Annotated in this window: 22 protein-coding genes; 19 read left to right on the forward strand and 3 right to left on the reverse strand. The window is 44.3% G+C overall.

All coding sequences use genetic code 11. From position 1 onward, the window contains the following. Positions 1–36: 36 nt before the first annotated feature. From fabG to K245_RS0105300, 14 genes are all read left to right on the forward strand, one after another. Positions 37–774 (forward strand): 3-oxoacyl-[acyl-carrier-protein] reductase, encoded by a 738-nt coding sequence (gene fabG, locus K245_RS0105230; protein ID WP_027358454.1) that lies wholly within the window; start codon positions 37–39, stop codon positions 772–774. A 16-nt stretch (positions 775–790) separates the two neighbouring features. After that, entirely contained in the window at positions 791–1,021 is a 231-nt protein-coding gene (locus K245_RS0105235) for an acyl carrier protein (RefSeq protein ID WP_027358455.1), read from the forward strand. A gap of 37 nt (positions 1,022–1,058) precedes the next feature. Then, positions 1,059–2,324 carry a beta-ketoacyl-ACP synthase II gene (gene fabF / locus K245_RS0105240; protein ID WP_027358456.1) on the forward strand — a complete coding sequence of 422 codons (1,266 nt, stop codon included), beginning with the start codon at positions 1,059–1,061 and terminating at the stop codon, positions 2,322–2,324. Positions 2,325–2,346: 22 nt separating this feature from the next. Continuing rightward, entirely contained in the window at positions 2,347–2,781 is a 435-nt protein-coding gene (rpiB, locus tag K245_RS0105245; protein ID WP_027358457.1) for a ribose 5-phosphate isomerase B, read from the forward strand. 96 nt (positions 2,782–2,877) lie between these two features. Further along, positions 2,878–4,119 carry a serine hydroxymethyltransferase gene (gene glyA / locus K245_RS0105255; protein WP_027358458.1) on the forward strand — a complete coding sequence of 414 codons (1,242 nt, stop codon included), beginning with the start codon at positions 2,878–2,880 and terminating at the stop codon, positions 4,117–4,119. 11 nt (positions 4,120–4,130) lie between these two features. Then, complete coding sequence (locus K245_RS0105260) at positions 4,131–4,595, forward strand: deoxycytidylate deaminase (protein WP_035276528.1); 465 nt, start codon at positions 4,131–4,133, stop codon at positions 4,593–4,595. A gap of 9 nt (positions 4,596–4,604) precedes the next feature. After that, on the forward strand, positions 4,605–5,072 hold the full coding sequence (gene nrdR / locus K245_RS0105265; RefSeq protein ID WP_027358460.1) for a transcriptional regulator NrdR: 468 nt from the start codon (positions 4,605–4,607) through the stop codon (positions 5,070–5,072). A 16-nt stretch (positions 5,073–5,088) separates the two neighbouring features. After that, positions 5,089–6,198, forward strand: coding sequence for a bifunctional diaminohydroxyphosphoribosylaminopyrimidine deaminase/5-amino-6-(5-phosphoribosylamino)uracil reductase RibD (ribD, locus tag K245_RS0105270; protein WP_332248651.1), 1,110 nt, complete (start codon positions 5,089–5,091; stop codon positions 6,196–6,198). Then, on the forward strand, positions 6,198–6,863 hold the full coding sequence (locus tag K245_RS0105275; RefSeq protein ID WP_027358462.1) for a riboflavin synthase: 666 nt from the start codon (positions 6,198–6,200) through the stop codon (positions 6,861–6,863). The genes ribD and K245_RS0105275 overlap by 1 nt, the downstream gene beginning before the upstream one ends. A gap of 66 nt (positions 6,864–6,929) precedes the next feature. Continuing rightward, positions 6,930–8,132, forward strand: coding sequence for a bifunctional 3,4-dihydroxy-2-butanone-4-phosphate synthase/GTP cyclohydrolase II (locus K245_RS0105280; protein ID WP_027358463.1), 1,203 nt, complete (start codon positions 6,930–6,932; stop codon positions 8,130–8,132). A gap of 27 nt (positions 8,133–8,159) precedes the next feature. After that, positions 8,160–8,627 (forward strand): 6,7-dimethyl-8-ribityllumazine synthase, encoded by a 468-nt coding sequence (gene ribH, locus K245_RS0105285; RefSeq protein WP_027358464.1) that lies wholly within the window; start codon positions 8,160–8,162, stop codon positions 8,625–8,627. A gap of 10 nt (positions 8,628–8,637) precedes the next feature. Then, entirely contained in the window at positions 8,638–9,084 is a 447-nt protein-coding gene (nusB, locus tag K245_RS0105290) for a transcription antitermination factor NusB (protein ID WP_027358465.1), read from the forward strand. A 27-nt stretch (positions 9,085–9,111) separates the two neighbouring features. After that, entirely contained in the window at positions 9,112–10,491 is a 1,380-nt protein-coding gene (locus K245_RS0105295) for a TrpB-like pyridoxal phosphate-dependent enzyme (protein WP_027358466.1), read from the forward strand. Between the two features lie 216 nt (positions 10,492–10,707). Next, positions 10,708–11,475 (forward strand): MBL fold metallo-hydrolase, encoded by a 768-nt coding sequence (locus K245_RS0105300; RefSeq protein ID WP_332248653.1) that lies wholly within the window; start codon positions 10,708–10,710, stop codon positions 11,473–11,475. Positions 11,476–11,717: 242 nt separating this feature from the next. On the opposite strand, the gene speB is transcribed toward K245_RS0105300, so the two are convergent. Further along, a complete protein-coding gene (gene speB / locus K245_RS0105305) occupies positions 11,718–12,596 on the reverse strand; it encodes an agmatinase (RefSeq protein WP_027358468.1) in 879 nt (292 codons plus the stop codon). A gap of 115 nt (positions 12,597–12,711) precedes the next feature. Between speB and K245_RS0105310 the strand changes: the two genes are divergently transcribed. Beyond that, complete coding sequence (locus K245_RS0105310) at positions 12,712–12,993, forward strand: hypothetical protein (RefSeq protein ID WP_027358469.1); 282 nt, start codon at positions 12,712–12,714, stop codon at positions 12,991–12,993. A gap of 7 nt (positions 12,994–13,000) precedes the next feature. On the opposite strand, the gene K245_RS0105315 is transcribed toward K245_RS0105310, so the two are convergent. After that, the gene (locus tag K245_RS0105315; RefSeq protein WP_027358470.1) at positions 13,001–13,831 is read right to left on the reverse strand and encodes a CBS domain-containing protein; all 831 of its coding nucleotides are present in this window, start codon (positions 13,829–13,831) and stop codon (positions 13,001–13,003) included. Between the two features lie 532 nt (positions 13,832–14,363). Here K245_RS0105315 and K245_RS23185 point away from each other — a divergent pair. From K245_RS23185 to K245_RS0105340, 4 genes are all read left to right on the forward strand, one after another. After that, entirely contained in the window at positions 14,364–15,374 is a 1,011-nt protein-coding gene (locus tag K245_RS23185; RefSeq protein WP_051283896.1) for a patatin-like phospholipase family protein, read from the forward strand. A gap of 20 nt (positions 15,375–15,394) precedes the next feature. Then, complete coding sequence (locus K245_RS0105325) at positions 15,395–16,120, forward strand: substrate-binding periplasmic protein (protein ID WP_027358471.1); 726 nt, start codon at positions 15,395–15,397, stop codon at positions 16,118–16,120. Positions 16,121–16,698: 578 nt separating this feature from the next. Further along, positions 16,699–19,293 carry an ATP-binding protein gene (locus K245_RS26370; protein WP_198013834.1) on the forward strand — a complete coding sequence of 865 codons (2,595 nt, stop codon included), beginning with the start codon at positions 16,699–16,701 and terminating at the stop codon, positions 19,291–19,293. 4 nt (positions 19,294–19,297) lie between these two features. Further along, entirely contained in the window at positions 19,298–20,803 is a 1,506-nt protein-coding gene (locus K245_RS0105340) for an ATP-binding response regulator (RefSeq protein ID WP_027358473.1), read from the forward strand. A gap of 451 nt (positions 20,804–21,254) precedes the next feature. Here K245_RS0105340 and K245_RS28460 read toward each other — a convergent pair whose 3' ends face one another. Continuing rightward, the gene (locus tag K245_RS28460) at positions 21,255–22,661 is read right to left on the reverse strand and encodes an MltF family protein (RefSeq protein WP_027358474.1); all 1,407 of its coding nucleotides are present in this window, start codon (positions 22,659–22,661) and stop codon (positions 21,255–21,257) included. Positions 22,662–22,843: the final 182 nt, after the last annotated feature.

The following is a 22,843-nucleotide window of genomic DNA, read 5'->3' on the forward strand; positions in this document are numbered from 1 at the left end:
GAAGGGCGATAACATTCCGGGCATGGAGATTTTGAAATGACGCCGCGTGTTGTTGTTGTGACTGGTGGATCCAGAGGGATCGGAAGATCCATCTGTCTTGCATTTGCGGACGAGAATACCCATATATTCCTGAATTATTCGGCATCTGTAGAAAATGCTGCGGAAACTGTCAGAATGATTGAGGAAAAAGGCGGAAAAGCTACTGCAATAAAGGCTGATGTCTCATCTGATGATGAGGTTGAGGCCTTTTTTGGTCAGGCTCTTGAGCTGTGCGGGAGAATAGATGTTCTCGTGAATAATGCAGGGGTGACCAAAGATGGCCTGATAGCCAGAATGAAGACCACTGATTGGGATTCAGTTATTGATACCAATCTCAAGGGCGCTTTTCTCTGTATTCGTGCAGTTGTAAGACCCATGATGAAACAACGGGACGGCCGGATCATTAATATAACCTCCATTGCAGGAGTTGCAGGTAATCCTGGGCAGGCGAATTATGCGGCATCCAAGGGAGGGCTCATTGCACTCACCAAGTCGGCTGCCAGGGAGCTTGCTTCCCGCAATATCACAGTAAATGCCGTGGCTCCGGGATACATTGAAACAGATATGACAGCAGGCCTGAATGATCAGGTTAAGTCAGGGATGCTCGCCCAGATTCCTCTGGGGCGTTGTGGCAGACCGGAAGATGTCGCTGCCGCAGTCCATTTTCTTGCCTCTGGTCCTGCTTCTTACATCACTGGTCAGGTAATTCATGTGAACGGTGGAATGTACATTTAAAACGGAGATAATACTCATGTCTATTGAAGATAAGGTTCGTAAGGTTATTTCAGAAAAACTTGGTGTGGATATATCAGAAGTTGTTCCTGAAGCATCACTCATAGACGATCTGGGCGCTGATTCCCTTGATATAGTTGAACTTATCATGAGCATGGAAGAAACATTCGATCTTGATATTCCTGATGAAGAAGCTGAAAAGCTTGTTAAGGTTAAGGACGTTATCAAGTATCTGGAGGATAAGCTCTAATCCGTACAACCCGTTTTAACTGGGGGGGAGGGAATATATGGAGCGGCGTGTAGTTATAACAGGCATCGGTCTGGTTACCCCTCTGGGTATCGGGAAAGATGAAAACTGGGCTTCTTTGTGTGCCGGGAAATCAGGTATTGCGGCAATAACCAGGTTTGATGCCTGCAGGTATTCAACCAGGATAGCCGGAGAAGTCAGGGGCTTTGATGCATCTGTTTATGTTCCTGCAAAAGAAGCCAGACGCATGGAGCTTTTTGGCGCTTATGCTGTTGCTGCGGCAAAAATGGCCCTTGCTGATTCAGGCATATCAATCACTGACGCCAATTCATGCAGAACTGGAATCGTAACAGGTTGCGGACTCGGGGGACTCGAGTCTGTTGAGAAGGTAGTCCGTATTATTGACGGACAGGGGCCGGGCCGAGTAGGCCCTTTTTTTATTCCCATGCTCATAGGCAGTATGGCAGCAGGGCTTGTAGCCATTCATACAGGAGCAAAGGGGCCTCAATGGACGACTTCCAGCGCGTGTGCAGCTAGCGGTCATGCCATAGCCGATGCATTCAGGGAGATTAAGTCAGGCAGGGCGGATATAATGATAGCCGGAGGAAGCGAGGCTCTGATAACGGGTTCCTGCATAGCCGGATTCGGGGCAATGCGAGCCTTGTCTACCAGGAATGATGAGCCTCAAAAAGCTTCCCGTCCTTTTGATGCCGGACGCGACGGATTTGTTCCTTCTGAAGGAGCTGGCGTAGTAATTCTTGAACCCCTTGAAGACGCATTAAAAAGGGGCGCTACAATCTATGCGGAAGTAGCAGGTGCCGGAGCAAGTGGTGACGCTTACCATATAACAGCCCCGTCTCCGGGGGGGGATGGGTATGTCAGGTGTATGCGTGCCGCGCTTGAAGATGCAGGCCTGTCCTTAAAAGACATAGATTATATCAATGCCCACGGTACTTCGACTCCTCTCAATGATGCCATGGAAACCCTGGCTGTTAAGACTGTTTTCGGAGATCACGCTCAAAAGCTTGCAGTAAGCTCAACAAAGTCCATGACTGGCCATCTTCTTGGTGCTGCGGGCGGGGTTGAGGCAGCTTTTACAGCTCTTGTAATTTATAATGATTTGATGCCACCAACCATAAATCTTGACAATCCTGATCCTGAATGTGATCTCGATTATGTTGCAAATGTGGCAAGATCTTCGGAAATCAGGGCTGCCATGAGCAACTCCTTTGGTTTTGGCGGCACCAACATATCTCTTGTATTTAAAAAGCCTGATTTTTCAGGCTCGGACATAAATCGGACATAAAATAGATCGTGGAGTTAAGGTCATGAAAATTATAATAGGCTGCGATCATGCCGCTTATCAGCTCAAGGATATTCTTAAGACTTATCTTGCTGACAAGGGTGTTGAGATTACGGACATAGGAACAAATGGAATTCAGTCCGTAAACTATCCCGATTATGCCAAAAAAGTGGCCTTTGCTGTATCCAAAGGCGAGTTTGACAGAGGGATTCTTCTTTGCGGTACAGGCCTTGGAATGTCAATCACTGCAAACCGGTTCAAAGGCATACGCGCCGCCCTTTGCAATGATGTATTTCTGGCAAAGCTGAGCAGACAGCACAATGATTCCAATATTCTTGTCCTTGGAGCGAGGGTCATAGGGGATATTCTTGCCCTTGAGATTTTAAGGACCTGGCTCGAGACTCCGTTTGAGGGGGGGCGCCATCAGGACAGAATAAATATGATGGATGACCTTGTTTAATCAATTTGATTAACAGAATCTGGATTAATAAAATCGTAATAAAGCTGGAACATCAGTTTCCGGTTGCATGAAAAAATCAAATAGGGGGTTGGTGTTTTGGATATAAATATCATTGCAAAGACAGATCCTGAAATTGCCCGCGTTGTTGAACTTGAGACAACCCGTCAAATTAACAATCTTGAACTTATAGCTTCCGAGAATATCGTCAGTCCTGCTGTAATGGCTGCCCAGGGAACTCTTCTTACAAATAAGTATGCAGAAGGCTATCCCGGCAAGAGATATTACGGCGGATGCGAATACGTTGATATGGCAGAAAGTCTTGCCATCTCAAGGGTGAAGGAACTGTTCGGCGCAGAATATGCCAATGTCCAGCCGCATTCGGGCTCCCAGGCTAATATGGCTGTTTATTTTGCCAAGCTTGAACCCGGTGATACAGTTCTTGGTATGGACCTTTCCCACGGAGGGCATCTTACCCACGGAAGCCCTGTCAATTTTTCAGGAAAGTTTTTCAATTTTATCTCATACGGTGTTTCCAAGGAAACCGGAAAAATTGATTATGATCTCCTGAAAAAAATGGCCCAGGAAACAAAGCCCAAGCTCATAGTTGCGGGCGCAAGCGCTTATCCGAGGGTATTTGATTTTGAGGCATTTGCTGATATCGCAAAATCAGTTGGCGCACAGCTAATGGTCGATATGGCCCATATTGCAGGTCTTGTGGCTGGCGGCGTTCATCCTACCCCAGTGCCTTACGCAGATGTAGTCACTTCAACCACCCATAAGACTCTCAGAGGCCCAAGGGGTGGTCTTATCATTTCAAAGTCCGAGGACGCCGGATTCAACAAGCAGATTTTTCCAGGAATCCAGGGCGGGCCGCTTATGCATGTAATAGCTGCCAAGGCGGTTGCGTTCAAGGAAGCTCTCAGTCCTTCATTCAAGATTTACCAGGAAAACATTGTCAAAAACGCCAAGGCTCTTTCAGAGGCACTCCTTTCAGAAGGGTTTGACCTTGTTTCAGGCGGAACAGACAATCACCTTATGCTGATTGACCTTACAAGAATGGGAATTACAGGAAAAGACGCAGAAGCTGCGCTTGGCAAGGCAAATATAACTGTAAACAAGAATACAATTCCTTTTGAAACAAAAAGTCCGTTTGTCACAAGCGGAGTAAGAATCGGCACTCCTGCAGTAACAACCCGAGGAATGGGCGCTTCTGAGATGAAACTCATCGCATCCAGCATTGCTGAGGTTCTAAAGAACATCACCAACGAATCTGTTCTTCAGAAAGTTAACAAACAGGTTGCTGATTTATGTTCGGGTTTTCCTCTTTTTAAGGAATAGGAGCAATTAACATGGAAGTTCTTGAATCTGCTCGTCCTTCATGGAATGCGTATTTCATGTCGATTGCAGAGATGGTCGCAAAAAGGTCCACATGCCTGAGAAGGTCAGTCGGCGCCGTGATTGTGAAGGACAAAAGGATTCTTGCAACAGGTTATAATGGTGCTCCCAGAAATCTCAAGCACTGTGCCCAGACAGGATGTCTGAGGGAACAGCTTGGGGTGAAATCAGGCGAGCGCCATGAGCTTTGTAGGGGAATCCATGCAGAGCAGAATGCCATTGTCCAGGCTGCTTATTACGGAGTTCCTATCCATGGGGCAGTTATTTACTGCACAAATCTTCCATGCTCGATATGTACAAAAATGCTTATAAATGCCGGTGTTACCGGTATTTATTATAAAGACGGATACCCTGATGCTATGTCGTCAGAAATGTTCGAAGAAGCTGGCATATTTCTTTCAAAAACCGATGAAACATAGGAACCTTTCATGAAATGTCCTTTTTGTGGTGAGATAGACAATAAGGTAATTGACTCCAGGCTGAGCAAAGACGCAACTGCGATCAGAAGAAGGCGTGAATGTCTTGGATGCGCGAGACGTTTCACCACCTATGAGCAGATTGAAGACATGCCTATCATGATTATCAAGAAGGATGGCCGCAGGGAGACTTTTAGCAGGGAAAAAGTCAGATCCGGCATGCAGAGGGCCTGTGAAAAGCGTAGCGTCAGTGTTAACGCAATCGAGGATTTTATTGACGAGCTTGAAAGAGATCTCCGGGATACTGGAGAAAAGGAAATTCCTTCAACTATGCTCGGTGAGAAGATAATGGAAAAGCTTCAGGCTTTAGATGAGGTCGCGTATGTCAGGTTTGCCTCTGTTTACAGGGAATTCAAGGATGTGAGCGATTTTGTTTCAGAGCTCAAGCTACTATTAGGCAATCAGAACACCGGAAGATAATGGATCAGGGTATATTTTGACTCCTCAAATATCAAAATCGGATATTTTTTATATGGAAATGGCCCTTCTTCTTGCAGAAAGAGGCAGAGGGTTTACGTCTCCAAATCCCATGGTTGGTGCGGTTGTTGTTAAGGATGGCAAGGTTGTTGGGAAGGGCTGGCATCAGAAATACGGAGAAGCCCATGCCGAGGTAAATGCAATAAATGATGCCGGTGATAAGGCCAGGGGCGCGGATATATATGTCACCCTCGAACCTTGCAACCATACAGGTAAAACTCCCCCATGCACAGAGAAGATCCTGTCTTCCGGAATCAAAAGGGTTTTTGCTGCCCTTGATGATCCAAATCCCACTGTAAAGGGCGGCGGCAACGATTATCTGAGGTCAAAGGGTATAGAGGTAATAACGGGCCTGTGTGAAAAAGCTGCCAGAAAACAGAACGAAGCCTTCATTAAGTTTATCACCACAGGAACTCCTTTTGTCCTTGTGAAATGCGCTTCCACGCTTGATGGAAGGACAGCCACAAGAACGGGTGATTCAAAGTGGATTACAAATGAAGAATCGAGACGCCATGTGCATGAACTTCGCCATGCCTATGATGCCATAATGGTGGGCATGGGCACGGTAAAGGCTGACAACCCGAGTCTGACCGCAAGGCTTGACGGCCATATTACAAAGAATCCTGTGAGAGTTATTCTGGATCCTTTTCTCGAGACTGATCCCTCTGCAAATGTCCTTGCTCCCAATCCTGACTCAGGAACAATTATTTTTTGCTCGGAATCAGCTCCTGAAGCAAAGGCTGATCTACTGGCTTCAGGGAGTACTATGGTCATTCGAGTGGCCGATAAAAACGGAATGCTTGATCTTGCAGATGTAATGAAAAAACTTGGTGATATGCGCGTGACCAGCGTTCTTGTGGAAGGCGGAAGCAGTGTCATAGCATCTTCATTTTCAGCCGGCATAGTCGATAAGGTCAGCTTTTTTTATGCGCCGGTCATACTTGGCGGGGACGACGGATTCCCCATATGCAGGGGCAGGGGCCCAGAGTTCATGAGGGATGGCATCAGGCTGAAGAATGTTTCTGTGAATCACTTTGGGGATGACGTGATGATTGAGGGCTATATATAATGTTCACCGGAATAATTGAAGGATTCGGAACAATAAGGGAAGTTCACGCAAGCGGGGCAGCAAAACGTATGTCTATCGAGGCTGATTTTGATCTTGATGGCGTGCGCATAGGCGACAGCATAAGTGTGAGCGGAACTTGTCTGACTGCTGTGACCCTTGAGGGAAGAAGGTTCACCGCAGATGTTGCTCCCGAGACTCTTTCCAGATCCACCCATAATGAGGCAAGGGCAGGGGCAAGGGTGAATCTTGAAAGAGCGCTCAGGTTAGGCGCAAGGCTGGACGGCCATATAGTCAGCGGTCATGTCGACGGAACAGGTATAATCAGCTCAAAATTACGCCATGCAAACGCCTGGATAATCACCATTGAAATTGATCCTTCAATATCGAGATATATGATAGAAAAAGGTTCGGTTGCGGTTGACGGAATAAGTCTTACTATAAACAGATGCTCTGACCGGGACTTTGAACTGAGCATTATCCCCCACACTGCGATGCTGACAACCATAGGATTTAAAGGTGTTGGCGACAAGGTAAACATAGAAGTTGACATTATTGGAAAATACATAGAGAAACTTATGTTTAAGCCTTCTTCAGGAGGCGAGGGGGACAAGGGGAAACCATCAGGGATAGATGTTGATTTTCTTGCAAAAAACGGTTTTCTCTGATTTATTTTTATGGTTTTTTGTCATGCCTCCCAAGGCGTGAATATATATTTTTAAGGAGTGCAAAATATGCCAAAAGTCACCATCGAACAAGCTATCGAGGACATACGCCAGGGGAAGATGGTTATCCTGGTCGATGATGAAGACCGTGAAAATGAAGGCGATCTATGTATGGCAGCCGATGCCATCACACCTGAAGCTGTCAATTTCATGGCAAAATATGGCAGAGGACTGATCTGCCTGTCTTTAACAGCAGAAAGATGCGATCTTCTTGAGCTTCCCATGATGGTGAGAAACAATACCTCACCTTTTGGAACCGGCTTCACAATATCCATTGAAGCAAGGGAAGGCGTTTCCACAGGTATTTCAGCTGCTGACCGTGCAAGAACAATCCAGGCTGCAATCGCAGACGACGTAAAACCTGCGGATCTTGTAAAACCAGGACATATTTTCCCTTTAAGAGCAAGGGACGGAGGCGTTATCGTCCGTACGGGCCAGACCGAAGGCTCTGTGGATCTTTCCAGGCTCGCAGGCAGACGTCCTTTTGGTGTTATCTGTGAAATAATGAACGATGACGGAACAATGTCAAGAATGCCTCAGCTTGAGGAATTCAGCACTCTTCACGGAATCAATATATGCACTGTGGCGGATCTTGTTGAATACAGGATGAGAAAAGAATCCTTTGTTCACAGAAGAGCAGAAGCAGTTATTCCAACAGACTTTGCCGGTGATTTCAATGCTGTTGTTTATGAAAACGATGTGGATGATTACCAGCATATTGCAATGGTCAAGGGAACGCTTGATATAACCCAGCCTGTTCTTGTCAGGGTTCATTCAGAATGTATGACAGGCGATATTTTTGGTTCCATGCGCTGTGACTGCGGAGATCAGCTCAGAGAAGCCATGAGGATGATGGACAGGGAAGGCAGCGGTGTTCTTCTTTATATCAGACAGGAAGGCAGAGGGATCGGTCTTGTAAACAAGCTCAAGGCTTACAATCTCCAGGACGACGGACTTGATACCGTAGAAGCTAATATCAAGCTTGGATTCAAGCCTGATATGCGTGACTACGGAATTGGTGCACAGATCCTTGCAGACCTTGGTGTGAAAAAGATGAAGCTCATTACTAATAATCCCAAGAAACTTATTGGTCTTGAAGGTTATGGCCTTAGTATAGTTGATCAGGTTCCAATTCAGATAGCTCCTAATGAACATAATGAAAAGTATCTGGCTTGTAAAAAACTGAAGCTTGGACATATGCTTAATCTCTAATAAAATGTAAGAAAGGGGGCTGAAACCATGCCTAAGATAATAGAAGCCGGTTTAAAGGCTGACGGAAAGAATTTTGCAATCATTGCCGGTCGTTTCAATGATTTCATTACATCAAGACTTGTGGACGGTTCGGTTGACGCACTCAAGAGATGCGGTGCAAAAGAAGAGGATATCGAGATTTATAAGGTGCCTGGAGCCTTTGAGATTCCGCTTGTGGCCAAGAAAGTTGCGGCCCTTGGTAAATATCACGCTGTAATATGTCTTGGTGCCGTCATACGAGGTGCCACTCCCCATTTTGACTATGTCAGCAATGAAGCGACCAAAGGTATAGCAATGGCCGGTATGGAAACAGGCGTGCCTGTTATTTTTGGCATACTCACAACCGACACCATTGAACAGGCAATTGAGCGAGCTGGCACAAAAGCCGGAAACAAAGGCTGGGATGCAGCTATGACTGCCATTGAAATGGCCAACCTCATGGTTGAAATAAGGTAAATTTTCAGACATGAGTTTTCGTCGAAAATCTAGGGAGCTTGCAATGCAGGCTCTTTTTTATATGGATATGGAAAAAAGCTATTCCCTTGAAATGTTTGAAAAATTCATGGAAAGCTTTGTCGAATCGCAGGATGCTGACCAGGATAGCGTAGCTCCATTTTCAGAGCGTCTTGTATCCGGTGTTATCGAAAAAAGGGAAGAAATTGACACTCTTTTGGTCGAATTTTCGAGTAACTGGAAATTGAGCCGGATGTCAGGGGTGGACAGAAACGCGATGCGCATTGCCATTTACGAGATGCTCTTCTGCAATGATATCCCTATCAAGGTTTCAATAAATGAGGCGATCGACATAGGTAAAAAATACGGAGCCAGAGATTCTGGCGGGTTCATAAACGGTATTCTTGATACAATAAGGGACCATCTTGAGAAAAAGGGGTCATCAAAAAAAGGGGTCTGATATGATCCCGGTTCCAAGGAGCAGTAAATGGATTTAAAGAAAATTCTTCTCTCAGAAGCAGACATGCCGACACAGTGGTATAATATCCTTGCCGACATAAAAATGAACCCTCCGCTTGGCCCGGACGGCAATCCTGTCAGCCCGGACGCCCTTGCCAAGGTTTTTCCGATGAATATTATCGAACAGGAAATGAGTTCTGAAAGATGGATCAAAATTCCTGACGAGGTTCTTGGCGTATATAAAATCTGGAGACCAAGCCCGCTTGTTAGAGCCACAAATCTTGAAAAAGCTCTCGGCACTCCTGCAAAAATTTATTTCAAGAATGAAAGTGTCAGCCCGGCTGGAAGCCACAAGCCAAACTCTTCTGTTCCCCAGGCTTACTATAATAAAGAATTCGGTATAAAGAAGATTACCACCGAGACCGGCGCAGGTCAGTGGGGAAGCGCACTTTCCTTTGCCTGTTCCCAGTTCGGTCTTGAATGCCTTGTTTATATGGTAAAGGTCAGCTTTGAGCAGAAACCATACAGAAAATCCATGATGCAGACTTGGGGCGGAAGATGCATTTCAAGCCCAAGCAACACCACAAAGGTTGGCCGTGAAATTCTTGAAAAATATCCTGATATACCAGGAAGCCTTGGAATAGCCATCAGCGAAGCCATAGAAGCAGCGCTCAGTGATGAGACAGGCAAAACCAGATACTCCCTTGGCAGCGTTCTTAATCATGTTTGTCTTCATCAGACAATAATTGGTCTTGAAGCCAAGAAACAGCTGGAACTTGTTAACGACTATCCTGACATTGTAATAGGTTGCGCTGGCGGCGGATCGAATTTTGCCGGCATAGCTTTCCCTTTTGTACAGGATAAGATCAACGGCAAGAATGTCGAAATTTATCCTGTAGAGCCTGCTGCTTGTCCTACAATGACCAAGGCTCCTTTTGTCTATGACTTTGGTGATTCGGCAGGTTTTACTCCTCTACTGCCAATGCACAGCCTCGGCCATGATTTCATGCCTCCGCCGCTTCATGCTGGTGGTCTGAGATATCATGGCATGGCGCCAACTGTAAGTCAGCTTATCATTGACGGGCTTATAACTCCAAAATCAGTTCTTCAGGTGGACTGTTATGATGCTGGCGTTCTTCTTGCCAGAACAGAAGGCATAATCCCTGCCCCTGAAACCACCCATGCCATTGCAGCCGTCATTGAAGAAGCAAATAAAGCAAAAGAAGAAGGAAAGGAAAAGACCATCCTCTTCTGCTGGAGCGGACACGGACTTCTTGATCTTGCTGCTTATGACAAGTATTTTGCTGGCCTTGTGGATAATTTTGAACTTTCCGAAGAGGACCGCAGAAAGTCAGAGTCAGTATTTGAAAAGTATCCAAAGCCAGGAATAATTAAAAGTTTTGGATAAAGTGTTTTTTAATCATTATTGAATAAAAAAAGGCGCCTTTAAAAAGGTCGCCTTTTTTATTTTTGCAGTGAGCTTAAAAATATTCTATGGATGTATTCCAATCAAAAAATTGATGAAGCTGAATCATGAAAATAGTCTGCCTGGCCTTATTTTGATGGATCAAATGCTGTCGCACCCAGGGTTTATTCTTTGAAGAATTTTTCCGGAGCGAGCTAAATGAATATAAAAATGGCAATAGTCACATTCTGTCTCATGCTCTTTATTGCGGGCAGGGGAGAGTGTCAGGACATAAAAGACAAGAAATTCAAGGAAGTAACCAGGATAAACAACAAGGAGGGTGATGTGATTATAAAGGGTATGCCTGTGGGGCCTATTATGGCCAATTGTTTTATTATAGGATGCGAGGAAACTAAACTCGCAGCAGTAATTGATCCTGGTGATGAGGCTTCCGTGATACTTAAGGCGCTTGCAGATGACAAGCTTTCTCTTCAGTATATAATTAATACGCATGGTCATTTCGATCATGTCGGAGCAAACAAAAAGCTGAAAGAGGTGACAGGAGCTGAGATTCTTATTCACTCAAAAGATGCTGCCATGCTTTCAAAACTATCCATAACCGCCGCAGCTTTTGGCTTAAGGGCAGAAAACTCACCTCCGCCGGACAGGGAACTCAATGACGGCGATGTGATTTCCTTTGGAAAAGTTACCTTAAAGGTTATTCATACTCCAGGCCATACACCCGGAGGTATTTCCATTCTCACAGGAAGTCATCTGTTTTCCGGCGATACACTCTTTGCCGGATCAATAGGCCGAACCGACCTGCCTGGAGGAGATTACGAAACCCTGATCTCAACGATCAGAAAAAAAATATTTAGCCTTGATGAAAAGGTTGTTGTTCATCCTGGTCACGGCCCGGATACAAGAGTTGGTGACGAAAAAATCCATAACCCGTTTGTGGGCGAAGGCAGAAAATCAATGTGGTAGGGAATGCTGGTGAGTTTCAATTATTCCTTAGTTCAAGGCATAATTTAATTTGCAGAAGAATCCAATTCAATTAATTGACCATGATTTGGGGAGCTTTTTGTAAGAAAGTTCCCCAAATCACTCAAAAACTTGAAGCTTTTATTGTATTAACGCATATGCTCCTGTTTATATGCCTGTTCTATGGCATAAAATCAAAAGATATGTATTTGGTTTAATGGTCACAAAAAAACCTTTTGTGTGGCTTATGGGCAATGGATCATGATTTTTGTGGCTATTTTGGCGGCAGTAAATTCAGAAACCTGGGATCCTGATATTTTGGACAGTTCTGTTATGTCGGCTGCTATCACTTTTCTTTTTTTGCCGAGCTCTGATATCAGTTTTGTCAGCTGTCTGTATGTGAGTCCTCCTGGTTCGGGAGTACCTGTCCCTGGCATTATGGACGGATCAAGTCCGTCAACATCGATTGTAAGATAGACAAATTCGGGAAGCTCTTCTATTGCCTCTTCAATCCAGTCGAGTCTTCCGTCAATTTCATATGCAAAAAAAGGCTTAAGGCCTTGCTCCTTCATGAAAACAACTTCTTCAGGGGAAAATGATCGTATTCCCACCTGCACGGTTTTGAGTTTCATGTCAGAAACAACCCTTCTCATTATACATGCGTGATTATTTTTGCTTCCGTTCCAGCTGTCCCTCAAGTCTGAGTGGGCATCAATCTGGATTACCCCGATATCAGGGTATTTTTCAGCAGCTGCTTTGATCAGGCCAATTGATACGGAGTGATCTCCACCAAATGAAAGAAGAAATTTTCCGGCTTCTATGGATTCAAAAGCTGCGGCTTTAATTTCATCTACTGATTTGTTAGGATCATTTGAAGGGAAAAAGGGCTGGCGTGTATGAAATTTAAGTTCTCCCCAGTTTGTCATTGTTTCATCATCCATCTGCTCGAGCTGTTCTGAAGCCTCAAGAAGATAAAGAGGCGCTATTTTAGTCCCTGTTCCATAAGAGACCTTATGTTCATAGCATACAGGAAGTATATGTATTGGCGCTTCAGTTGGGGGTGACTGAAAATCATGCCCCCCAAAAGGGAGAAAATCAGGTGTTGTACTATTTTGATCTTTCAACTTAATCTCCGAATTTAAAAAAAAATTGCTTTTTGTGTATTTTGCTTTCAATATCAGTTTGATTTTTGATTAAACTTTTTTAATCACCGGTTCAAATATTTTTTTAAGAGGAAAAATGGAAATCCCCTTAGATCTTTCAAAACACTGCATACATACAGAGATAAAAAAGCTTTACTCAAAATCCATAGGGAAATGCTTCAGGGAAAATATTGAGATTGATGAGATGGAAGATAGAATAGAAATGCTTAGGGAAGCCCTTGAAACCCTAGACTTCGGCGGATTAAGGTCAGAATATACAGAACTTGGCGGAGGCGATTCAATCAGCCGGGTTTCCCTTTACAAGAACCCGGCCGGTATGATCAGTATAAAATTGAACGGAAGCGATATAGTATTCTGACGATCAGCTATAGCAAGGTTCTGAGAACCTTTTCAGCTTCTTCGCTGCTGTCGAATATGTTCGGGACAACATTCGCCTTTTTCAGGGCGCTTTCAAGTTGGGAGTGTATTGACTGGCTTGTGGTGTATCTTGTAACATCCTGATAAAAATGTTCCATCAGCCTGTTTACCATGCACGTGTAATCTTCCACAATTTCACTGTTAATATAAAAATTCTCATAGTTCACAAGCGCATGCACTTTTTTGCCAACGCCTGACAGCTCGGACGCAACCATAAATTCAATTTTACCCACATCGCTTTTTGAGTTTACTGTAAAATCCTTGAAATTTACATAAAAGAGGTTTTTTTCTGGTTCATATTTGAATCTTTGTTCCAGTGTGAGTGACGAATCAGCCCCATTATTGATGCCAAACGATGGTTGCATTTCCTGTATGCCTTGCTGCTTATAGCCTTTGTCTTTAAGCTCGTGGGTTATTACGTCCCCAATAGATATGAGCCCTATATAGTCTTCACCTTTTTTTACAAGAAGATGACGGATTTTATTTGTTATCATCTTGTCCATTATTTCGTAAAGAGTGGCATCCGGTTCGACCCACATAAGATTTTGTCGCATTGCTTTTGAAATTTTTGTGGCTTTCAAATCAGCTTCGTCTTTAACTATATTTCTGATCAAATCCCTTTCAGACCAGATCCCGGATATTTTATTTCCATTTTTTACCAGAATGACACCTATTTTTTTTTCGAGCATGATTTTCAGGGCTTCAAAAATCGGAGTGTCTTCCTGGACGCTAATAATGTCATGGGATTTTTTTGTGATGATGTCGTTTGCCGTTTTCATTAAGCCTCCTAAGCCGGATCGTGTGGTGAGTAGTGATGGGTATAATCTGATTAGAATTATTGATCTGTATTTGTGATGTATTCGTTTAGTTTACTTGGGCTTCGAGGGCGTTGCAACAAAAAAATGGTTTCTGTTTTTTATGATTAAATGATACAGTAATATAAATTTGACAAGGTTCAAAAAGTCAGATTCCCGTAATTCCGGCTGGGCCTGTGTATGTGAAAACAGGGAGCCGGAATCAAGAATTGATTGAAGATAATGTATGCCGGATAAAGTACGGCATGACTCCGATGCCTTTTTTGGTTTTTGCGGGACCATCAAATTTAAATTACGAGTTTTACCCGCATCACAAAAATACCGAAAATACTAATTCTCCAGCTGGTAACCTTTCGGCCTGAGTTTGCTCTGTTAGCCCAATCCATATATCGTAAATTAAGTCGAAATTGCTCTATGAAGGTTTTACATCGCTTTTTTCAGACCCAACCACCTTCAGTGGCGGTTGTTATAAGATGAAATTCATAAGGAGAACGTAATGAAAAAGAAGGCATTACTGTTAGGCGCGGGAGGCCCGCTCGGGGGGCTTGAAGCCGGAGCTCTCATAGCACTTGACGAAATGGGCGTGGAATTTGACATCATATCAGGAGCCTGTATCGGTTCTGTCATTGCCCTGACATACACCAGTCCAGCTAAAGGGATGACAGGGAGGGAGGCCCTTGAAATGTGGTGCAATGCATCAGGGCTTTCGGATTATATCTACAATTCCATTTGTCCATACAATTATAAGGTTTTCCAGAAAAACGGCCTGTTCATGAACCCGGTAAGCAACGCCTGGCTGGAAGCCATGACGACCTTCAACCCATTTTTTTCGATTAATCCCAGGAACGAGTATCAGAGATTCTTTAGCGACATGTATCTGTATATGCTTACAGCCATGACGCCCGGTTCTCTTGCTCCTTATCAGACCTCAATCAGCCGGATAGCTCCTTTTCTTGAAAATTTCATAGACTTCGACAATATCAAGAATGTGGAGAAGGACGTTTATATCAACGCCCTGAACGTGACTGACAAACGGATAGAGATATTCGACAAGACAGAGATTACCATGCAGCACCTGATTGCAGGTTCCTCACTGTTTTACATCTGTCCACAGCAGAACATCGACGGGAAGTGGTATGGTGAAGGTTCGTATCTTGACAGCCTGAATTACAAGGGCCTCATGGAGTCGAGAAAGGAAGACGATATCGAAACCCTTGTCGTCATGAATATCCTGAATAAAAAGTCCCTGATAAGAACTCCCGAGAGTCTTTATGATGCTTATAATCTTTCCATAATGTTGCCCTTTATTACCATAGCTGAAGATGATACAAAGCTTTATGAAGCCAAGCACAAGGGGGAAAAGAATCTTTTGAAGCTGGGGTTTACCATTCCTGAAGAACATGCTCCATATGTCATGGACTGGAGCGCATCCAACTTTAAAAAGCTTCGTGATATCGGATACAAAGCAGGTATGGATTTCTACAAAAAGCATAAAGAATCGCTTTAGGGGAAAAAAGAGGGGGAAACATGGCGGTGAGAAACGCTTTAATTGTCATTTCATTGGTGCTGATGGTGGCGGGTTACGGGAACGCCGTCTTTGCTGAAACATTAAAGCTGGGATATATCGAGTTTCCTCCTTATACATATACCAAAGAAAACGGTGAGCCTGCCGGAATTCTCATCGACCTTGCAAAAAAAGTCTATCCCGAGGCAGGCTTCGATTTCACAGCTACTTCATATCCGGTAAGACGCCTTGCCAACTACATCGGTTCCGGAGACCTGGATATCTGGATGGGTCTTAAAACCCTGCCAGAATTCGAAGGAAAAACCTATACAGGAAAAGCTGTAATAACAGAACTTGTACTTTTGTCCTATACCCGTGGTTCCAAACCGCCTATCCTTAAAAAAGAAGATCTCCCCGGCAAATCAGTCATCATCATGAGGGGATACAGCTATGGCGGCTGGATCAGTTTCATTGAGGATCCGGCAAACAAAGTGAATTATATCAATGCCAATAAGCACGACGCTGCCTTCAAGATGCTTCTTGCAGGAAGGGCTGACTATCTCCTCGACTATAAGGATCCGTCCGAAAAAGCTCTGGAGACAGTCAAAGTTCCTGATCTTTCATCTAATCTTATCTCGAGCTTTCCTTGCTACTTTGTGGTTTCAAAAAAGCTTAAGGATGGGCAGAAGATCATCGACAGATTAGATAAGACCTACGAAAAGCTCAAGAAAAGTGGGGCTGTACCTTGATAGTGATACTCAGATAAATAATAGGGCAATTTTCAGCATGCATGTTTATTCCTGGAAAACCTTTTTTGTAAAAACTGTTTTCCAGACATTTGCCCAAAAAAATTTCAGTTTTTTTAAAAAAGACGGACTCGCAAAAAGTCCAAAAATGGCATCGGCGTTATGCCTGACTTGATCCGGCATTTTTGTATTTTCAGTCACTTCTGGATTCCGGCTCCCGGTTTTCACCGGGACGGGCCCCGCCGGAATGAAGGTAAACGTACTTTTGCGACGTTGTCAAACAATGTACATTGTAGTAATCTCCCGCGACCTCAGGCGTTATTTGAGTACAAAAAGGATCATCCATCAAATCCGGAAGTTTTTTGCCAAGCTTTTTTTCAAAAAAGAGTACTTTAAAAGGTCTTTGGGTTAATAGATACAAGGCTTTTTAGATTTATGCAGAGCGAGTAGATTGAGAAAGCCCCGGGACGGGGTGATTCCCAGTGGCGTCTGGAAGCTTAAAACCATTTATGGGTTAGATACCCTCATACAGGGACTTTTTCCATATGCTCTATGAACAAAAAAAGGAAACGACCGGTAAAATGATGTTTAAAAGGAAAGGGCGTTCCATATCCCTGCTTCTTACCACAAGCATTATTTTTACGGTGGCATTCGTTTCGGTTATTTCTATATCAATCGGATACATCGAGGCTTCTAGAAAGGCCAAGGCTGATCTGGAGAGAAACCTTGAAAGAAACATCTCGTCCATTTCTGAGATACTGCAGGTGCCTTTATGGAGTTATGATCAGGAAACTATTGAAAATACAGGTAATCTTTACGCTGCAAGCGAAGATGTCGTCTTCCTGACCATCACTGATTCTCTGGGACAGGAAATGTTTCAGATGGAAAAGAAAAGGGACATCTCCGTTTTGGATAGCCGTTACATCATGTTCGGAAGCCAGGTTGCCGGAACTGTAAAAATGGGGCTTTCATCCAACAAATACAAAGAGGCCATACGCCAGCTTCTCTGGTCAGGAATAATTACCATGGTGATTAACCTGTCCGTTCTTATAGCCATCACCGGGTTTCTGCTTAGAATGTTCCTGAAGAATCCCCTTGATATCCTGAGCAACATCGTTGGCTCCTATGCTTCCGGCAAATATGAAAGCAGAGACGAGCATCTCCCCTATATCGAATTTCAGCCAGTGGTGGACGTGTTAAGAGTCATGGGGAGCAAGATTCTTCTTCAGATAGGCGAGTTGCGTGAGGCTGAACAGAAATACAGGAGCATTTTTGAAAACGCTGTAGAAGGAATTTTTCAGATATCTCCTGAAGGCCGTTTTCTGAGCGTCAATCCATCCATGGCCAGAACCCTGGGGTATGAATCGCCGGAGGGCCTGCTCCAAAGTGATTCAAAGATTGAGCGGCATTTTGTCTCGCCGGACGAATTTAAGAAGATAGACAATATACTCAATGAGTCAGGTGTTATTTCCAGATATGACGTACAGGGACTGAAAACAAATGGTGAGATTCTCTGGTTTTCTTTAAGCGCCCGAGCGGTGAGGGATAGTGATGGCAGGGTTCTTTATTACGAGGGGTCCATTTTTGATATTTCTGACCGAATGGAGAGGGAAGAAGCTGAAAGAAAGCAGAAAGCTGCGGATGCGGCAAACCAGGCTAAAACCCTTTTCATAGCCAGAATGAGCCATGAACTCAGAACACCTCTGAACTCAGTCCTTGGCATGACGGAAATGTTATCTGAAACCAACCCCACCGAAGACCAGCTGGAATACATAAAGCTTCTACAGAGCTCCGGAGTTTTTCTGGAATCCATTATAAACGATATCCTTGATTTTTCAAAAATTGAGGCCCAACAGCTTATTCTTGACGACTCTCCTTTTGATCTTCAACAGTTGATTGAAGAAGTTGCCGGCCTTATCAAAGTCAGGGCCATGGAAAAAAATCTGCCTGTGACTTATTCCATAGATCCTGGTATTCACCGTTTTCTTGCAGGAGATCCTGTCCGTTTGAAGCAGATCCTCATCAACCTCGGAGGGAATGCGGTCAAATTCACCAATGAGGGCAGAGTGACCATAGAGGTGGCCAAAAGCCCTGATCCAGTCAATCCCGAAACCTATGAAAGCATTGTGTTCAGGGTCAGGGATACAGGCATTGGAATTCCTGAATCCAAGCAGGGCATTATTTTCGACAGTTTTTCCCAGGCCGACAACTTTATCAAGAGGCAGTACGGAGGAACAGGCCTTGGCCTTGCCATCTGCAAAAGGCTTGTGGAACTCATGGACGGAACTCTGTCGGTCAGCAGTGTTGAAGGCGAAGGTTCGACCTTTTTATTCAGCCTCAGTCTTAAAAAAGTGGATGATGGATCGATTATTGAAAAGGCGATTCCCAATGCGACTATTGAAAGTCTGCCTCCAATGACCGTACTTCTGGCAGACGATATTGTGCCTAATAGAAAAGTTGTACACAAATATCTTCAGAAATCACCGATCACCATAGTGGCTGTCGGAAATGGTCTTGAAGCCCTTGAAGCTTACAAGAAAGGCAGTTTTGATCTTGTACTTATGGATGTTGAAATGCCTGTTATGAACGGTCTTGAATCCACTCGCCGGATAAGGGAATGGGAACGGACTAACAACCTTTCTCCCTGCCCGCTCATCATCATTTCAGCCCATGCCTTCGGAGAGCAGAGAAATCAGTGTTACGAGGCAGGGTGTGACAGGCTGCTGATCAAGCCTGTTCGTAAAAATGACCTGATCCAGGCTATATTCCAGGTTACTCAAAAGGGAACACTGTCTCAGCCAGAAGAGACAGGTCTGCTGCCTGATGACTCTATGAAGTATGTTCAGGACGAATTAAAGGGCAGGGAAATTTTGATGGGAAAAGTGTATATAGATGTGATGTTTGAAGATCTCATCAAAGATTTCTTTGAATATTTCATAGAGTCACTTGCCTCAATGGAGACAGCTGTAGCTGAAAAAGATTTTGACACCATGTATCGACTCGGGCATGGTTTGAAAGGTTCTGCCAGAAATTACGAGTTTTTTGATCTCGGAAATGTCTTTTTGGAGATAGAGAAGGCAGCGGCTGAACGAAACTCGGAAAATGCCCTTCATCATATTAAAAGGGCCAGAAAATACCTTGAAACTGTCGATGTGGTATTTATTGAGAAGGAATGACGCCATGATGCAACCCACCAATATTCAAACAGACTACGCCACAGAGAAAAAAAAGCGCGTGCTGGTTGTCGATGACATCAGAACTGACCTGCATTACGTGGGCAAACTGGTTATAGGGTTTGACCATGAAGTCATCCTGGCGGAATCGGGGCTTTCAGCTCTGGAGGTTGCGGATGGCAGTATTGATCTCATAATAGTCGATGCGGTCATGCCTGACATGGACGGGTTCGAGTTTGTCCGATCAGTGCGGGCAAATCAGCAGCTTTCCCATATACCCGTAATCATGGTCACATCTTTATCCGGAAAAAAGGACAGGATCAAAGCCGTTGAAGTGGGCATCAACGATTTTATCAGCAAGCCTGTGGACAGAATTGAGCTAAAGGTCCGTATGGATTCAATGCTCAGGATGAAAGAGGCCCAGGACAGGGTCAGGGAATATCAGAAAGAACTTGAGCATCTCGTTGAACAGAAAACTTTTGCGCTGAACAGGACTCTGCAGAAACTCCAGGCTGTCCTGGACGGAATGAACGATTGTATGGTCACAGTGGACCGCGATTTGAAAATTACTGAGATGAATCAGGCTTTTCTCAGAATCATCGGCAAAAGCAAGGGCGCTTTGCAAGGCCTCCCGTTAAAAGATCTTCTTGTTGGTGACATCCAGACTGACGGATTTGCATCCCTTTTTGAACATGCTGGCACCTCTGCCGAGCTTGACATTGAATTCCCTCAGTGGGGGCGGAAAACTTTTTCCGTGCTGACAACCCCCATGGAAGACCAGGGCCATCTTATAATGATGAGGGACATAACAGAAAAGAAGCAGGCTGATGAAAAACGGGCCAGATTTCTCTGTATTCTGTCGCATGAGCTTATAACCCCTCTTAACGGCATCAAGGGCCTTTCCGATTTAATGCTCATGGATTCTGCGGCACTTTCTGAAGATTCCAGAAGATATATTGGCATGATCAATATATGTGGAAACAAACTGGAAAAAATAGTGAAGGAGCTACTGCGTTTCGTTGAATTTTACAGTGATATGAGCTCTCCTGAAGATAACAATGTCCGACTTGATTTACTTGCTGAAAACGTTATCAAGTCGTTTTCAGAAAAAAAAGACAGGAAACATATCAGTATTTTATTTTCCGTAGAAGACCCTCCGTCTGTGGTTTACGGCAAAAGCGATCATTTCGTTGAAATACTCTTTCAGATCGTAGACAATGCGCTGAAGTTCAGCAAGGAGCACGGCACTGTGGAAATTGTTTTGAAGAATTCTCCAGGTGAGGTTCAGTTCATCTGCAGAGACCAAGGAGAAGGAATCGAGGAAAAAGATCTCGAGCATGTTTTTGATTCGTTTTATCAGGCAGAGAATTACATTACCAGAGTCCAGGATGGTCTTGGTCTTGGCCTTACCATAGCAAAAAAAGTCGTCGAGCTTTACAAGGGAAATATTTATATAAACAGCAACCCCGGAAAAGGCACAGAGGTGATCGTTGCTATCCCGAAACCTGGGTAAATGGTTTTTTGGGGATCAAATGGTGCGGGCATTAATAATGATTAATACCATTTTCAAATCAAAGATGAAATCAAGGCGGCAAGGAGAAATCGACGCAAACGTACGTTGTTTGTATGCTCTTAGGCTGAAGACGATGCCAACCCGGTTCATGCAATGAGATAGCTCTTTGATTTGGAATTGGTATAACGGGGGCCGTAAGCCCCCGTTAATTAATGATCAGAAACATAACCGGGATAGATAGCAAATGACGTATTCTGCGTCATAATTGACAAGATACAAAAAGTCAGATTCCAGTCATTCCGGCGGGGCCTGTCCCGGTTAAAACCAGAAGCCGGAATCCGGACATATCTGAAAATACAAAGATGCCGGATCAAGTCCGGCATTACGCCGATGTCTTTTTCTGACTTTTTGCCAGACCATCATAATTAAACCACCTCAAGCAGGTTAGGGTCTAAACCTTTTCAGCAGGTGATGGCCCGTAAAAACACACAGGAGGAGGTTTTATTTCCCTGTATTTAAGTATTTCAAAATATGCCATGATTTTGTTTACATATTCCACGGCCCTATTTCCTCTTAAATTGAACCCCGAATTTTTTCTGGCAGCCCTTCCTTTTTTGCATGTTTTCATAACCTCTGCCACATCTTTCCATTTAAGGTTGTTCAGCCCCTTGGACGAAGCTGCGCTCTTTGCGGCTATGATATGATTTGGCCCGATGTTGTAAGCGGCCAGGGCAAAACTTAGCCTGTCATTTTCAGTTTCGCCCGGCAGAATGTCAAACAGGTCTTTGAGATAGCCAACCCCGGCCTTGATGTTTGATGACGGATTCATTAGATTTGTCGCTCCGAGATCAGCCGCTGTTGACGGTAATAGCTGCATCAGGCCGGCTGCTCCTGCACCACCCTCAGCCCTGTGGTTAAACGACGACTCCTGGTAAATCAGGGCTGCTATCAGCCTCCAGTCAAAACCCTTATCCTTTGCTTCGCTCTTGATTATGCTTTTATAGGCCGGAAGAAAGGCTTTTGTCTTATCAAGGAAGGCTATGCTGTCTATTGCGTCAAGACCGGCAATCTCAGACAGATATTTTTCGTTAAGTTCCTCGAAATCCCCGTTCTTTTCACATTCGGTTAAAAAAGAGTTGACGCTGTGGAGTAGTCTTCTTGATTTGGGATTAACTGCCCATGAAATACCCAGAGCCGGGCCGGTACTGTCTCCAACGACTGTTTCAGGAAAATTTCTCTGAACATTTTTGGCAATGTGCTCGTTGGTCACAGTCTGGATAATCTGTTTGCTTGCTACCTGACGGATCTGTCTTGAAGTATCTCCGAAGGATTTTTCAGCATAAAAGTGCAGGCCGTTGGAATGCCAGTCAGAATCGTCTCCTGGGTATAGAGTCCGGACAGCGACATCTGGCATGGTTGAACCCTGTCCGTTATCACGGTGAGTTACTACAGTCGGACGCGTGTTCATATATGGCCTTGAATAGCTCAAGGCATCATATCTTTCCTGGAAAACAGGCGCTGATGGGGCAGCAATGTCGACCTCCCCTTTTTTCAGGGCATTCTCCATGCTGGACCATTGAGCATAGGTCACAATTTTCAGTTTTACACCAAGGGAATCCGCAAATGACTTTGAAAGTTCATATTCGTATCCCATTGGTTTTCCCTCATACATGAAGAGGGCCGGGGCATTATCGGGCAGACCCATTACTATCTCACCCGACTGCTTAATTTCGTCTAAATCCCGGTGTTCAGGTCTGAATTCCTGAGTCCTGGCCGCAGAAGCATAAAGTACCGTACACAGCACGGCAATTTTTACGGCTTCGACGGCTTTTGTCGATCTAGGCTTAAAAAATGTCAAAACGAACTCCTGGTTGAAGTTAATACCATCTCGTGTCCTCGCATTTCCGTAAGCCTTACGGTTTTTTAATGCTGTAGCCACTCCGGTATAAAAGTCTTTATTTTCAAGTAGTTAATAAAGACCGCCTCCTTTTCCCCATGAGAAAATCAGCACACTATATTATGAATCCGGATTTGTCAAAC

Source organism: Desulforegula conservatrix Mb1Pa (assembly GCF_000426225.1).
Lineage (GTDB): Bacteria > Desulfobacterota > Desulfobacteria > Desulfobacterales > Desulforegulaceae > Desulforegula > Desulforegula conservatrix.